Origin of the sequence: Microcoleus sp. B5-D4, from assembly GCF_036705145.1 — a bacterium.
Taxonomy (GTDB): Bacteria; Cyanobacteriota; Cyanobacteriia; order Cyanobacteriales; family Microcoleaceae; genus Microcoleus.
The window spans coordinates 14191-27825 of record NZ_JAUBTV010000001.1 but is presented as its reverse complement, the minus strand read 5'-3'; the positions used below and the strand labels follow the sequence as shown (position 1 = coordinate 27825).

14 protein-coding genes are annotated in these 13635 nt (G+C 43.5%); 6 read left to right on the top strand and 8 right to left on the bottom strand.

Features of this window, described 5'->3' with window-relative positions; genetic code table 11:
• Positions 1–430: 430 nt before the first annotated feature.
• Complete coding sequence (locus QUB10_RS00145; RefSeq protein WP_333198394.1) at positions 431–826, bottom strand: hypothetical protein; 396 nt, start codon at positions 824–826, stop codon at positions 431–433.
• A 349-nt stretch (positions 827–1175) separates the two neighbouring features.
• On the opposite strand from QUB10_RS00145, the gene argS reads away from it, so the two are divergent.
• Positions 1176–2933, top strand: a complete 1758-nt coding sequence (gene argS / locus QUB10_RS00140) for an arginine--tRNA ligase (RefSeq protein WP_333103332.1) — start codon at positions 1176–1178, stop codon at positions 2931–2933.
• A 104-nt stretch (positions 2934–3037) separates the two neighbouring features.
• Here the strand turns inward: argS and QUB10_RS00135 are convergent, their stop codons facing one another.
• From QUB10_RS00135 to QUB10_RS00110, 6 genes are all read right to left on the bottom strand, one after another.
• Complete coding sequence (locus QUB10_RS00135) at positions 3038–6037, bottom strand: tetratricopeptide repeat protein (RefSeq protein WP_333103331.1); 3000 nt, start codon at positions 6035–6037, stop codon at positions 3038–3040.
• A gap of 27 nt (positions 6038–6064) precedes the next feature.
• Complete coding sequence (locus QUB10_RS00130; protein ID WP_333103330.1) at positions 6065–6907, bottom strand: YheC/YheD family protein; 843 nt, start codon at positions 6905–6907, stop codon at positions 6065–6067.
• A 187-nt stretch (positions 6908–7094) separates the two neighbouring features.
• The gene (locus tag QUB10_RS00125) at positions 7095–7526 is read right to left on the bottom strand and encodes a DUF4279 domain-containing protein (protein ID WP_333103329.1); all 432 of its coding nucleotides are present in this window, start codon (positions 7524–7526) and stop codon (positions 7095–7097) included.
• Between the two features lie 30 nt (positions 7527–7556).
• A complete protein-coding gene (locus QUB10_RS00120; RefSeq protein WP_333103328.1) occupies positions 7557–7796 on the bottom strand; it encodes a polymorphic toxin type 33 domain-containing protein in 240 nt (79 codons plus the stop codon).
• An 85-nt stretch (positions 7797–7881) separates the two neighbouring features.
• Entirely contained in the window at positions 7882–8571 is a 690-nt protein-coding gene (locus QUB10_RS00115; protein WP_242716182.1) for an ImmA/IrrE family metallo-endopeptidase, read from the bottom strand.
• Between the two features lie 15 nt (positions 8572–8586).
• Positions 8587–8910: a helix-turn-helix domain-containing protein gene (locus QUB10_RS00110; protein WP_172189318.1), complete on the bottom strand. Its 324-nt coding sequence runs from the start codon at positions 8908–8910 to the stop codon at positions 8587–8589.
• Between the two features lie 254 nt (positions 8911–9164).
• On the opposite strand from QUB10_RS00110, the gene QUB10_RS00105 reads away from it, so the two are divergent.
• The 5 genes from QUB10_RS00105 to QUB10_RS00085 all read left to right on the top strand — a co-directional run bounded on the left by QUB10_RS00105 (position 9165) and on the right by QUB10_RS00085 (position 12948).
• On the top strand, positions 9165–9431 hold the full coding sequence (locus QUB10_RS00105) for a hypothetical protein (RefSeq protein ID WP_006634886.1): 267 nt from the start codon (positions 9165–9167) through the stop codon (positions 9429–9431).
• Between the two features lie 194 nt (positions 9432–9625).
• A complete protein-coding gene (locus QUB10_RS00100; protein WP_333198390.1) occupies positions 9626–10330 on the top strand; it encodes a hypothetical protein in 705 nt (234 codons plus the stop codon).
• A 59-nt stretch (positions 10331–10389) separates the two neighbouring features.
• Positions 10390–10758: a hypothetical protein gene (locus QUB10_RS00095; RefSeq protein WP_333198388.1), complete on the top strand. Its 369-nt coding sequence runs from the start codon at positions 10390–10392 to the stop codon at positions 10756–10758.
• A 56-nt stretch (positions 10759–10814) separates the two neighbouring features.
• The gene (locus QUB10_RS00090; RefSeq protein ID WP_333198386.1) at positions 10815–11792 is read left to right on the top strand and encodes a hypothetical protein; all 978 of its coding nucleotides are present in this window, start codon (positions 10815–10817) and stop codon (positions 11790–11792) included.
• 76 nt (positions 11793–11868) lie between these two features.
• The gene (locus tag QUB10_RS00085; protein ID WP_333198384.1) at positions 11869–12948 is read left to right on the top strand and encodes a hypothetical protein; all 1080 of its coding nucleotides are present in this window, start codon (positions 11869–11871) and stop codon (positions 12946–12948) included.
• Positions 12949–13159: 211 nt separating this feature from the next.
• Here the strand turns inward: QUB10_RS00085 and QUB10_RS00080 are convergent, their stop codons facing one another.
• Entirely contained in the window at positions 13160–13516 is a 357-nt protein-coding gene (locus tag QUB10_RS00080; RefSeq protein WP_333198382.1) for a CU044_2847 family protein, read from the bottom strand.
• Between the last annotated feature and the right edge of the window lie 119 nt (positions 13517–13635).

Below are 13635 nucleotides of genomic sequence, written 5' to 3'. Positions count from 1 at the left end.
GAGGTAAACCTGCGGAACTATTATCTATTTTTGAGAATATTTCTGCTTATTCTGAACATCAGCAGATATTTCGCAAAAATCTATTTTCCAGCGCTTCCGCCTAATTCCTGCTGCTGTATTTTGAAGCGAGACACCCAGGAGAGTTGATGCGGCTTTTTGGTAGCCTTTATTGGGAATGTAAAAAGTAGATGCACGGCTGTTGGAGCCGGCAGGTAAAAATCTGAGCGACTGACAAGCGGACCTTTGATATATATTTTGTCTGGTTTAACACTTGCCAAAGATTGCGAGTGCAACCTTGCCAAGGATCGAATTACCTACACGCTTTGCCCGATAATTCCAGGGATTGTAACTAACAGACAATATACCCCGCGCCACCACGGGCACAGCTTGGGCCGAACCGTGTTGAGTTGCTGGTTGCTAAGTGTCAATTTTACCGATCGGCCGCAGCATCGGCCCATATAATTGTAAAGAATTTGCAAGCCAGACAATCTGGGGGAACTTTTTCTAAGTCTTGCAGATCTATCGGTTGCTCTGCTTCGCTGCCGGGGGGAACTATGCACAGGGCAACTTGTCCGACTCCAGCCATGAGTTCGGCAACTCGCTCCAAAATACTGTCCATTTTGTCAATTAGTTGCTCTGCTGCATCGAGACTTGGCGCGATGATGAAAAAGGTTTTGACTCCATCGGGACAAGGAGCGAAGCCAAGGGTACACTCTCGTAATAGTGCTTGGGTGGAGAGACTGAAACCGTCGTAGAAGCGAGCGATTACTGCTTGATAAAAGGCGATTGTCAGAGAGCGATCGCCAAAAATTGGTTGAGATAACATAACTACTTCCTTTCGTAGGATTTTTGGGAGCATTGAAAAAATTTTAACATACCTTAATGTAAGCGATTTAACAAAATTATCTAGCGATCGAGATCATGGACTTGATGTGATAATTTTTAATTTGTGTAGCGATCGCAACTGTGATAAAATGTACTCTGTGCTATCACGGCCAATGATTTTGATCGCATCAGCAGCTCAAAGCTAAGTACAAAATTTCCTACTAGGTGAGGAGAGGGGGAGAGGGCCAGAGGGAGAGAACCAGAGGGAAATTACCTAAGTAGTGAGAGTATTATTGCCACAAAGTGCTTAATCTAGAGTTTAAAATAAACATCCAATCAAAATATTCAAGATGAACTCGATCGCCCAACAGTTAAAAGCAAAATTTGAAAAAGCATTCACCGCTGCATTCGGCGAAAGTTATGCAGGTGCAGATCCGATGCTAGCCGCCGCCAGCAATCCCAACTTTGGGGACTTTCAGTGCAACGCGGCGATGAGTTTGGGGAAAAAGTTAGGAAAGCCCCCACGGGCGATCGCCTCGACAATCATCGAAAACCTAGATATTACTGACATCTGCGAAACCCCAGAAATCGCCGGGCCTGGTTTTATCAATTTGAAGCTGAAACCGGCTTATTTGGAAGCGCAAATTAGTGAGATCGCCGCCGACTCGCGTTTGGGGATTGAACCGGCGAAAACGCCTCAGACAATCGCGATCGACTTTTCGAGTCCGAATATAGCCAAAGAAATGCACGTCGGACATTTGCGATCGACAATCATCGGAGATGCGATCGCCCGCACCCTCGAATTTCAAGGCCACGACGTACTCAGAATCAACCACATCGGCGACTGGGGCACGCAATTCGGAATGCTGATCGCATACTTGCGCGAAGTTCACCCCGAAGCCCTCACAACCGCTGACGCCCTAGACTTAGGAGATTTAGTCGCATTTTACCGCCAAGCAAAACAGCGCTTTGACACAGACGAAACCTTCAAAGAAACCGCCCGCCAAGAAGTAGTAAAACTGCAAGCAGGCGCCGAAGACACCCGCCGCGCTTGGAAATTGCTGTGCGATCAATCTCGCCGCGAATTCCAAGTAATCTACGACTTGCTCGATATCAAATTAACCGAACGCGGCGAATCGTTTTACAATCCTCTATTGCCCGCTGTAGTCGAAGATTTAACCAACTTAGGTTTGCTAGTAGAAAGTGACGGCGCGAAATGCGTTTTTGTAGACGGTTTCACCAACAAAGAAGGCGAACCACTGCCGCTAATCGTGCAGAAAACCGACGGCGGCTACAATTACGCCACAACAGATTTAGCAGCAGTGCGCTACCGCATCCAAAAAGACAATGCAAAGCGGTTAATTTATGTCACAGATTCAGGACAAGCAAACCATTTTGCCCAAGTATTTGCAGTAGCCAGAAAAGCCGGTTGGATTCCTGAAGATGTCGAAATTGTCCACATTCCCTTCGGTTTGGTATTGGGAGAAGACGGCAAAAAACTCAAAACTCGTTCTGGGGAAACAGTGCGGTTGCAGGATTTGTTAGATGAGGCGATCGTCCGCACGCGCCAAGATTTAGAAGAGAGATTAAAAGTCGAAGAAAGACAAGAAACTGAGGAATTTATTGCTAACGTATCTCGAACAGTTGGTTTGAGTGCCGTTAAGTATGCCGATTTAAGTCAAAATCGCGCCAGCAACTATATTTTCAGTTACGACAAAATGCTCGCATTGCAAGGAAATACCGCTCCTTATATGCTGTATGCTTACGTGCGCGTGCAAGGAATTCGCCGCAAAGGTGAGATTGATTTTGATAATTTAGATGCTGGTGCGAAAGTAATCTTGCAGTCTGATGCAGAGTTGGTTTTAGCCAAACATTTATTGCAGTTGAATGAAGTGATAAATGCGGTTGGCGGCGATTTGTTGCCGAATCGAATTTGTCAGTATTTGTTTGAATTGAGCCAAAAGTTCAATCAATTTTTTGAGCAATGTCCGGTTTTGAAAGCTGAGGAACCGTTGCGGACTTCGCGGTTGATTTTGTGCGATTTGACGGCGAGGACTTTGAAGTTGGGTTTGGAGTTGTTGGGGATTAAGGTATTGGAGAGGATGTAATCTAAGGTTTGTAGCTGTAGGGTGCGTGAGAGCAATAAATATTTGAATCTAGATGATGAGACTATTTGCACTCACGCACCGCCCCAAACAGTATTGTATAAATTTTACAGTTCCCAGAATTTATTTCGCTTTTTAGGAGATTTTCCTTTCTTACCTTTATGTTGAAAATTTGCCAAGTCTATCTCTGCGTAGTTGAGGCGTTGGCGAAGCATTTCAAGGCTTTCCTGACAATCAATAGTTTCAGGATGTTTAGAGCCTAACTTTCGCTGAAGAATTTTAAAAAGTCGTAGCATTAGCGGTTCCGCTTCACTATAGCGATCCCGATCTAAATAAAAACAAGCCAAATTTTTGAGGCTAATTTGTACCTGAATATGGTCTTTTGCCAAGCAGCTTTCTCTAATTTGTAATGCTTTTACAAACAAAGGCTCCGCTTGGCTGTAGTGACCTTGACAGTAATATAAATAAGCTAGATCATTTAGACTAATAGCAACATCAGGATGTTCTTCTCCTAGCCAGTAAATTCTTGTTTTTAAAGCTTGTAAATGCAGAGGCTCTGCTTCATTATAGCGACATTGAGTATCATATAAATGTGCTAAATGATGCTGAGTTATTGCCAGATCGGGATGGTCTTCTCCCAATATTTTTTTCCTCATTTCCAAAACTTGGATTAATAAGGGTTCTGCTTCACTGGGATGATATTTTTCAAGGTATAACAGTGCTAGATTATTCAGGTGTGTTGCGACATCAGGATGGTTTTCTGCCAGTAATTGCTTTGTTATTTCCAAGGCTTGCTTATAAAAATTTTCAGCTTCAGCGTAGCGTTGCTGATGCTTGCAAATACGTGCTATATAGCTTAGTAAATTAGGCAAGTGGTTAACATTGCTAAAATCTTTGCTCTCCTCTATAGATCGCATTAACAGAGATTCAGCTTTTTCATATTCATCTTGTTCAAAATATAGTGCTACCAGATGGTTCAAGCAGGTTATGAGAAGATTAGTGTCTTCTTCACGCCAGTATTTGCTTAGATATAAGGCTTGCAAATACATAGTTTCAGCTTCATCATAACGACCTTGAAGGTTGTACAGGCTAGCGAGATTGATTAAACTGATTGATACGCAAACATTTTGTTCTCCGAGTAAGCGTTTGTCTAGTTCCAAAGCTTCTACTAATAGGGGTTCAACTTCCCTATAGCGACCTAGAGCTTTGTAGACGCAAGCCAAATTGCTGAGGCTTGTTGCCACTTGGGAATGCTCTGACCCAAAATGCGATCGAGTTACGGATAGACATTGCTCAAACCAAGGTAATGCTTGATCGTATAATCCTTGACCTGTATAAAATCGACCCAAGCCTACAAAAGGCACTGTTAAATACTTGTCATTCAGTAAATCCCTTAACTCTTTGTCTTTGGCTATCTCTGCCACATGGGGAATAGCAGGGGCAGCTATTTGAATCTGCTGATAAGTGGGTGAATCAGGGATTTGATCCGCTACTGCCCATGTGGCGTTTACAAATGCTTCTTTAAGTTCATTCACTTCTATTGACTCTTCTCGCTTCCCCCTCAAAAATTCTCGAATTAGGGGATGCAAACGACAGGCTGTATCACTCGTATACTTTAGCAGATGGCAATTCAATAAATCAGCTCTAGCTTCTTCCAAAAGTTCTAAATCAATTTCCTCATCTTCTGAGGTGAGCAGATAATGGTATGCTCCTTTCACTAGCCACCAAGGAATGTCAGCTAAGGCAAATAAACTCAGCATACAGCCCAATTTTTGGGCGTTTTCATATAATCGCTCCCAACTCAACTCAAAGGCAGCAGCTACCCCCAATTGGGCAGTCATTGTCGGGTCAGGTTTTTGGACAGCTATGTGTCTGAGTCGCTTTTCCTCCAGTAAAGACAGCATTGCCTCCAACGACAAATCCCGGCGATTATAAAGATAACACCCCACTAATTCCAACCCCAAGGGCAAATAGCCAAGCCACTCACATATTTGTTCGGCAACATCTAATTCCTGTTGAAAGCGATCGCCATCTTCAATCAGCACTTCCAACAGTCTCAGTGCCGCCTCTGCTTTCAGTTCATCCAATGGCAAATACGCCAAACCTCGCCCCAACTGTTCCCGCGATGTAATCAGCACCTTAAACCCAGATGATTTTGGTGGCAAATAAGGCTTTACCTCCTGCTTGTAGTCTGTGACATCATCGAACGCAATCAGCACATCTCCCGATGGCCAATTTTGCCAGCAGTACCTCAACTGATTTGGTAAATCAAAATCCTCTGGCGGCTTCAGGTTTAAGAGACTCCGCGCAAAACTAACAATTTGAAGCCCTACATCTCCATTTCTGACATCAATCCAACAAACACCGCCGGCACCGTCACCTAACCCCTCTAAATGTCGCTGCCCATAGCGATCGGCAAGTGCTGTTTTGCCAACCCCGCCCATGCCAATAATCGCGACAGCAGGAAGATTATTCTGTTGCTGAAACAACTCATCCAGCTTTTCAATATCCTGTTCTCGCCCTACAAACTCCACCACACTGCTGCGAGTAAGATTATCGTATTTCTCACGCCTCGGTTTGGCAAAGACTCGCTCCTTTTCCCTCAGAATAACATCGCACTCTTCTGGAGTTGCCGGAAATATTTCCTCATTTCGCCTGATGAAAACAGTGTCAGCAGGATAAGTTGTACTCCGTGTTGTTAAATCTCTGATCGTCCGGTGTAAATGGGGACTCGGCGGGATAGAAACCACGAAAATATTTTTGCCATCTATCTCAACTGTTTCACAGTGAACATCTGGAATAGGAGGCTCACAGGCAGGGTTAACCCTTTGCAGAATTTGTTTGGGGATTAGCAGGTTGCTAACATCAAATAAGTCTCTCGTACCATCAGGCCTTAACTCATCCCCAACCCCTATAATTAGATAGCCTTTTTGCTCAGCGGTGTTAACATTGCCATTAGTGAGTGATAGAATATCTCTGATGAACTCATCGCATTGCTTCTTGGCATCATCTTTATTGGGGTCTTTTAGTTTGTGCAGTTCCCGTTTGAAATCTAATTTCAAACCTTCGGGCTGGCTGATGAGTTTTCTAAGCTGCTGACTGTCCATAGTTTATGTCCTTTTAAAATCGAGCATTTACGGCTTTTTGTTAACAATTAAGGTATCCAGAATGCCTTTAAACATTGTTACGACAATTTGGCGATCGTTATCTCTGACAAAAATATCGTAATTAGGACTTGAGTTAATTTCAATTAACCAATAGGCTCCCTTTTTATCGATTGCTATGTCAAGCCCAGCATAATTAATCGAAATTTCCTCAAAAACAGGTTTAACAAAATCTTCAATTGCAGACATTAGAGTGGGATTAATTATATGTTTGGCTTTTGCACCTTCCCAGTGCAGCGGGCTTAAATTGCCCGCAAATTTAGCCTGAGATTTGTCTTTCTCGTACAGCAAAACTAGCTTTTCTTTGCAGAATACAGCCCGATATTCGTGGGCAATTTCGATATATTCTTGAGCTAGGGCCACATAGTCATAATCTTTGCTGTTGACGTTAAATATAATTTCTAGGGCTTCTTTAATTTGCTCTCTAGTTTTACATAAAAAAACATTGTTGCCACCAGCACCGCGATTTCTTTTGAGAATCACCGGGAAATCGAATTTTTTGTTTACTTCTAAAACTATTGATTCAATATCTGGGAAACTCAAATACTTTTTATACTTCTCCTCGCAGTGAGGCGAGACAAAACCGAGAGTTCTGGGAGTATTTATATTACCGTTTAATAGTTGATAGGTATATTCTTTGTCTTTAAAAATCTCTGCTACTGACGCGCTGTTAAATGCCGTCATGTAATTGACAAAATAATATTCTTCGCCGCCCTGTTTGAGTCTAATCAAGTTTTGGGAAGGATGCAGGATTTCGTAAGGGATATTTAATTCCTCACAAGCTTCGAGAACGAGACTGATATTTGTCAGCATAATTTGAACAGTATAAATGTTGAGGACTTACGCACCCTGACCTCAGAAACGCGGTTTCTTTGTCTATTTCTCCTGAGTAAATGCAAAACTCGTAGAAACCGGGTTTCTAGCCCCCATGCGTAAGCCCTGATTTTTTTCATTCACACTATACCACAGGAGGAAGCAATGAGCATAAATGGCGATCGCCTTACCTACTTACTGCTTTGTCCGATGTACTTTCTTCTGGCAAAACATAGAAATCAACATCGATTTCTGCATTCAGTTTAGCTGCTTGAGCGACAATATCTCGATCGAAATGTATGGCTGGTACACTGCCTCTTCGATAATAAATGACACAAGCAATCTCCGCAGCATAACACTTGCACAACTCAAGCAAAGGAACCCACCCGGGCTGAAGCTGTTCTAAAACCGAATTAATGTGTTCTTCTAAGTCAGCAGATTTTTCAATTTTAGAATACACGCTCCAACCATTTTCCTGATGCCGTCTAGTACCCCTAGGATTAATTAAGTCCCCTTTCCTCCAAGTTTCAGTTGGATTGATGCTTACCTTTACAGTCACTTCATCTGGATCGAATTCCATTCCCGTCAACATAAAGTAAGAGTAAATTTCTGACTCCATCAGCCCGCTCCTCTTTGATTAATTAATTAATTAAAAATCATTAATATTCAAATCCGTGAATTCACCGGCCCCAATACCACTTTTAGGTTTAACATAAATATTCCCTTCTGTGTCTTTGTAGAGGTCTCTTTTTGAAGCATTGCGTTTACCTTTGAGTAAATGAATGTTTTCACCCCCTCTCTGAAGCCTCTCGATTTCATCAATAGTCAGCAGCTTGTCTTGTCTCCAGTTTCGGTCTTCTTCACTATTCTCTAAATCTGTTTCCGTCATTCCTCACACCCCTAAAAATTTGAGAATCGCTTCCAAATCTCAAATCTCCAATTCGTTAGCGCAGCCCTCGAAGAGGATCGCACTTTTATCCAAACAACCGCTGCTGTCCATTTGCGGCATCTTTCCCGGCATAAATCTCGCGCGTTCCCTTGGGAATGTAAATCCAATCGAATTCTTGCAAGCGGTTTGTCAAATTGGAAATGCTTACTCCCAATTCATCTCTCATTTTGTATAAATGCGACCACTTAGTTAAATCGCGGCCCTGTCTTTTTTCCTCCAAAATACACCGAGGCATCAACAAACAGCTTGCAAAATATTGCGCTTGCCATTCGATCGACAAAACCTTATTATCAGCACTCGCACCCCGACAAACAAACGGTTCCTCGACATCAGACGCCGTTTTTCCTTCATTGCCTAAGTTTAATTCCAACTGTTCCACAGTGCCGTCTGCTTCGTCTTGATTGACGTGTAGCACCCAGTGGCCGATTTCGTGGGCGATCGTCGATTCGATGAACCCCGGCGGTTTTTCGAGAATCTGTTCGTTGATTTCGATTAACCGCTGCTGCGGCAAAATCCTCGCCGCGATCGCACCTTCTTCATCCGGCTCAATGCACTCCCAAACTACGCCCAAATCCAGAAAATCAGCAACCGTTGTCGCATCAAAAGGCCATCTCGGAGCAAAATTTTGCGTTTTCTGCATCTGCATCAAGATGTCATTTGCCAAACGCTCGATCGATTCTTTGGGATAGAAGCAATACGGCTTAAAAATACTCACTATGAGGGGCCTCTCTTACGCTTCAAAAGATTGTTTGAGCCAATCTGGATTTTCTTGCATCCGGCGGAAAAGAGCCTGCATTTCCTTCGGATTCTGCTTCAGCAGCGCTTCGTACTGCTGCGGTAGTCTCCCCGCCAAGAAAATCAATTCCTCTTCGTTTATGTCTAGATTCCGCGCTAATGCTCGGATTACGTCCTCTTTTGGCGCATAATCCGCTCGATCGTTCTCCAACTTCGACAAATAAGTAAAATCCACACTTAGCATAGCTGCTAGCTCACGTTGTGAGTAAGCTTTGTCCTTGCGAGCTTGACGGATCAGTCTTCCAAATGTTTGTTCCACGGTTTTTTGCCTCCTGACAAGCATTCTAGCCTGTTTTGATGAAAAGTTCAACAAAATACTTGACGGGAAAATCAACCCGCGCTACCATGAGGTTAGTTGACGGTTTAATCAACCTACCAACCCTGACTGGTAGGGTTAAGAGTGCAAATTAGCCTAGCTCACACGCTACATATAGCGTCGTCAACTTCCCAGGAGTGAGAAGCGCTGGGCGTCAAAACGCTTGTACGCAGCAAATAAGGAGGAGCAGATCGCAAATGCTGAGAACCTGGACAGACACGCATTACAAGCTCGAAGACGATGACTGGCTATACATCGCCACCCACGAAGAACAAAGCTCAGCCTCACTGGTTTGTCCCGGCTACGCGCGGGATGGCGAAGGCTTCAGCATCCACTTCACCCCAGCGCACCTAGAAACGTTAGAGCATTTGCTCGCCGCGCTGCGGATTATCAAAGCTCAACAAGAGGCGATGCTTGAGTATACCTATCCCGAACCAAAAGCGACAACACATCTCATTAGGTAATCGAAGGAAGAAGGAAGAAGGAAGTTCGGCAACGGATTCGGTAACGGATGTAACGGATGTAACGGATGTTAGGAAGAAGGAAGAGGGAAGAGGGAAGAGGGAAGAAAAATAACTCCATTTTTGTGAGTTCCCCATTCCCAATTACCGATTCCTAATTGTCTGAACATAAATCAATAACTAAGGAAAAAGGAACAATGACTACTAAAACACAAGAAAGACCTACATTTTCAGTATTTGGTGCCAAACCGAGCAATGCTTTGCTAGTACCGGAAATCCCGATCGCAGTACGTAACAATTGCCAAAGTGGCCAGTGGGCGATCGGCGACACCGACTACGGTTCCAAGTGTTCCATGACAATCCTCAAATTCTCCAAATTCTTCGGTTCCCTCGGTCAAACTTCCCACACATTGTGGGGTCAACTGTGGTTTGTCGCAGAAAGTGGCGAATTGCCGCAAGGAGTAGTCATGGTGACATACATCAAAAACCGCAGCTTGAACGATTTTAACCGCTTGGTAGCATCAGTTCAATCTCGCGGCGTAGAACCTGCAACCGGGATTTTTGTTCCCGAATTTGTCAAGCATTCCGGTCAGAAACCCGACGACAGCGGAGTAGTAAAACCGATCAACTACTACAGCTTGAAATGGTCTTGGAACGAGCGGAAAGATTGGGCTGTTATCGACCAAGCAGCAGCAGTTTTGTCAGATTCTAGCAATCAATCGCGGATGATTGACTTAGAAGGAACAAAAGCAATGGTGTGTTTAGATAACCTGCCGGCGCAGCAAGTTGCCTGCTTGATGGCTGCTCACGCTGGCGGTGAAAACGATGCTATGGCTTTGAATTCCAACGGCAGTATGTCGCTGCCGCCAGCCGAAGACCAATTAACTGCTGACTTGTTCTAATTTTGTTGTAAAGGCGCGATTTAATCGCGCCTTTGCCATAACTGTTACAACAGACTGAAATGAAGAAATTAACCAAGCTAAAAACCAAACCAAACCTGCAAGAAAGCCGTTTGAGAGAGAATCTGGAGCTGCTAGACCAAATTCGGACAGACGCAGTTAACGACATTGAAAGTCTCACCGAAGACTTCCAGCACATGACTTTAGTAGCCGAATCAGTCCAGCGGAATTACCGAGCTTTGTTAGCCGAAAATCAATTGCTAAAAGGCGCACTTTTGAGTATAATTGATGAGTGCGGCTGCTGGGAAGGTAATCGGTGCGATCGCTGCTGGAAAATTCTCAGAACTCTAGCCAGCGCCAATCCCGAAGAAAAACCCGACGCAGCCAGAAAATACCAAGCTATTCTCAGCCAACTCCGCAACTTTGAATAACTGAAAACGTTTCACTAAAAAATCTCTAAAAATTAGAATCAGGAGAAGCAAACATTATGACAATAGCAACTGCCAAGGATAGCAAAGCCCAAATTTTGCAAAACTTTCAGCAGATTTTAGCAGACAAAAAAAAGATCGAATCCAAAGTCGAAACCAAAGAACAGTCAGCCGAAAAAGCCAAAAACAAACAACTCCTCGAAGTCGCTTCCACCTACACAATTGACAGCATCGTCAAAGGCTTGGCGGACTTGCAATTAGATTTCGGCAGCATCATCAGCGGACTTTCCGAAAAACTAAAGGCGGAATCTTCCAAATTAGACGAATTAAAACGCGCGATCGAAATCGAAGCCCAACAATTGCAAGAGTTGCAGCAAATCCGAGTTGTAGCAGACGCCCTCCACATTTTAACTCAAGAGCACCGAGAAAAATTGACCCTGCTCGAACAAAACGCTGCTAACCAACGCGAAATTATCGAAAAAGACACGACCCAAAAACGCAAAAATTGGGAAAAAGAACAGCAAGAATTTGATGCAGCAGTTCAAGAAGAAACTGCACTCCTGACTAAAAAGCGCCAAGAAGAAACAGCAGATTATCAATACGAATTACAGCGCACTCGCAAAATCGAAACCGACGAATACGAAGAAACGAAGCGTAAACTAGAACGGCATTTGCAAGAATCTACCCGCGAAAAAGAAAAAAATTGGGTGGAACGGGAAAAAGTCCTCAGCGACAATCAAGCGGAGTTTGAAGAGAATCAAAGAAAAGCCGCCGGATTTGAAGAAGAACTCAAACAGGCTTATGTCAAAGCCAAAGAAGAAGCAATTCAAGAAGTTTCCCGCGAAGCTAAAGTCAAGGCAGATTTAGTGGAGAAAGAATGGGAAAGCACTAAGCAAGGATATGAATTGAAAGCGCAATCTCTACAGCAGACAATTGAGCGACAAACCGAACAAATTGCCGAAATTTCCGCGCAACTGCAAGCCACGATGAAGCAAGCGCAAGATTTGGCAATGAAAGCTTTTGCCAGCAAAGCTTAAAACCTAGTAGGGTGTGCAATACACACCTTACGAAAAAATGACAGAAATTTTCCACGCTATTAAGAAATGAAAAGTCATGAACAAAAAAGTTAGCGACAAAAGTACCAAGGCTGAAATTTTAGAAGCGTACAAGGAAGCAGCGCAAGAAAAAGCGCAGTTAGAATCGCAAATCCAACAGCTAAACGCTTCCCAAAAGCAAAAACCAGCCCCAGAAAAACCTATTGTGGAGGCACACAAACCAATGGCTTTAACTCAAAATCCACAAAAAATGCAGTCCACAATCGACAATTTAATTTTACTGCAATTTGGCTTTGGTGGGGCTGTCAGCGAGTTGTCTGAAAAATTAACTTCAGAAGCTGCTAAAGTCGAAGAATTGCGGCGCACTGTGGGCGAGGAAATTCAACAACTGCAAGAGTTGCACAGTTTAGAAGATGTTGCAGAAGATACGCTGGACAATTTAATTCAACAGTACGAAGAAAGCGCGAAAACTTTTGCTGGCGAACTCAGCGAACAGCGCGAAACTGTTGAACAGGAATTGTTGGAACGCCGGCAAGCTTGGGAAAAAGAGCAGGAACTGCAAAAGTTGGCCGTTAAAGAACGCAATGAGAATCAGCAAAAAGCTCGCGATCGGGATGAAGAGTTGTATGATTATGATTTGAATCTTCAGCGAAATCTGGACATCGAAGAATACGAACAGCGCCAGAAAAGGCTGTATCAAGAAATCGAAGAGTTTCAGCAAGAACAGGAGAAACAGTGGGCGGAACGCGAAAAATCTATTTCGGAACGGGAAAAACTTTATGCTGAGGTTAAAGCTAAGGTAGAAGCTTTTCCGAAAGAACTGGAAGCTAATATCAAGAATGGGAAAGATAACGGCCGCAATATTGGCAATTATCAAGCTAAAGTTAAGGCTGATTTGTTTGCTAAAGATATCGAAGGGCAAAAGCAAAATTATGAACTGCAAATTCAAGGGATGTTGCAGACAATTCAAAATCAAGATGCGCGCCTTGCTAGCTTGTCGAAACAACTGGATTCTGCTTTGAAACAGGTGCAAGATTTGGCGGTGAAGGCGATTGAGGGCTCATCGAATTTGAACTCTTTCCAAGCAGTGAGGGAAATTGCGATCGAACAAGCGAAGACTCAGCAAAAAAATAAGTAATCCGTAGCGCTTTTAGGAGCTAATTAGGTTGCTTTAGATACCCGATTTCTTGAAGAAGTCGGGTATCTGGGTATTGAAGGAACGCATCACTCGGCGGTTGAAACCGCTACTTGTCAAACGAATTCCACTCCAAGCGGACTAAGAAAAAGTGCGTATTCTGTGTTGTTAGTTGGGTTTACTTAATTAGCTGCGATTAAGGATTAAAAACTGTTTAAGACTTTTCGCTTGCAGCCGATTTAGGAAACTTGCACTTTACCTCAACTTCTAAGTTGCTTTCTGCTGAACCTTCAGTAATGTAGGGGATGCCGGCTTTTCCACCCATTTTGATGGCAAATTTAAGTGTTACCTCTTCAACCTCAGCCGCACCAAAATCTTTAAAAGCCGTCACAGCATACATAGCATAATTGCGAATTAGCAGGCGAGCTTGCTGCATCCGATTAAGTGCATCGCTTCGCACGTCTCTCACTTCATCAAAAGGACTATCCTCCTCTGAGGTTGCGGCTTCGTCAATTGTGACTTCGTACACTTCAGAACCTTCTTTAAAAGCGAAACGCTGTAATTCTGACATAATGTTACCTTTTGTTAAGTTTTTGTAGAGTTTGCTGAAAGATCGAGCTTGCTTCCGAAAAGTTGAGTTATTCTAGCGATAGAATTAAAACAGCTATTTAGGGTGCGTGTCAACTAAGG

Excerpts from the sequence above, each read along its gene's own strand:
- QUB10_RS00090 (WP_333198386.1), top strand. The coding sequence starts at position 10,815 with ATGACAATAGCAACTGCCAAGGATAGCAAAGCCCAAATTTTGCAAAAC.
- argS (WP_333103332.1), top strand. The coding sequence starts at position 1,176 with ATGAACTCGATCGCCCAACAGTTAAAAGCAAAATTTGAAAAAGCATTC.
- QUB10_RS00085 (WP_333198384.1), top strand. The coding sequence starts at position 11,869 with ATGAACAAAAAAGTTAGCGACAAAAGTACCAAGGCTGAAATTTTAGAA.
- QUB10_RS00125 (WP_333103329.1), bottom strand. The coding sequence starts at position 7,526 with ATGGAGTCAGAAATTTACTCTTACTTTATGTTGACGGGAATGGAATTC.
- QUB10_RS00145 (WP_333198394.1), bottom strand. The coding sequence starts at position 826 with ATGTTATCTCAACCAATTTTTGGCGATCGCTCTCTGACAATCGCCTTT.
- QUB10_RS00135 (WP_333103331.1), bottom strand. The coding sequence starts at position 6,037 with ATGGACAGTCAGCAGCTTAGAAAACTCATCAGCCAGCCCGAAGGTTTG.
- QUB10_RS00130 (WP_333103330.1), bottom strand. The coding sequence starts at position 6,907 with ATGCTGACAAATATCAGTCTCGTTCTCGAAGCTTGTGAGGAATTAAAT.
- QUB10_RS00095 (WP_333198388.1), top strand. The coding sequence starts at position 10,390 with ATGAAGAAATTAACCAAGCTAAAAACCAAACCAAACCTGCAAGAAAGC.
- QUB10_RS00105 (WP_006634886.1), top strand. The coding sequence starts at position 9,165 with ATGCTGAGAACCTGGACAGACACGCATTACAAGCTCGAAGACGATGAC.
- QUB10_RS00100 (WP_333198390.1), top strand. The coding sequence starts at position 9,626 with ATGACTACTAAAACACAAGAAAGACCTACATTTTCAGTATTTGGTGCC.
- QUB10_RS00120 (WP_333103328.1), bottom strand. The coding sequence starts at position 7,796 with ATGACGGAAACAGATTTAGAGAATAGTGAAGAAGACCGAAACTGGAGA.
- QUB10_RS00080 (WP_333198382.1), bottom strand. The coding sequence starts at position 13,516 with ATGTCAGAATTACAGCGTTTCGCTTTTAAAGAAGGTTCTGAAGTGTAC.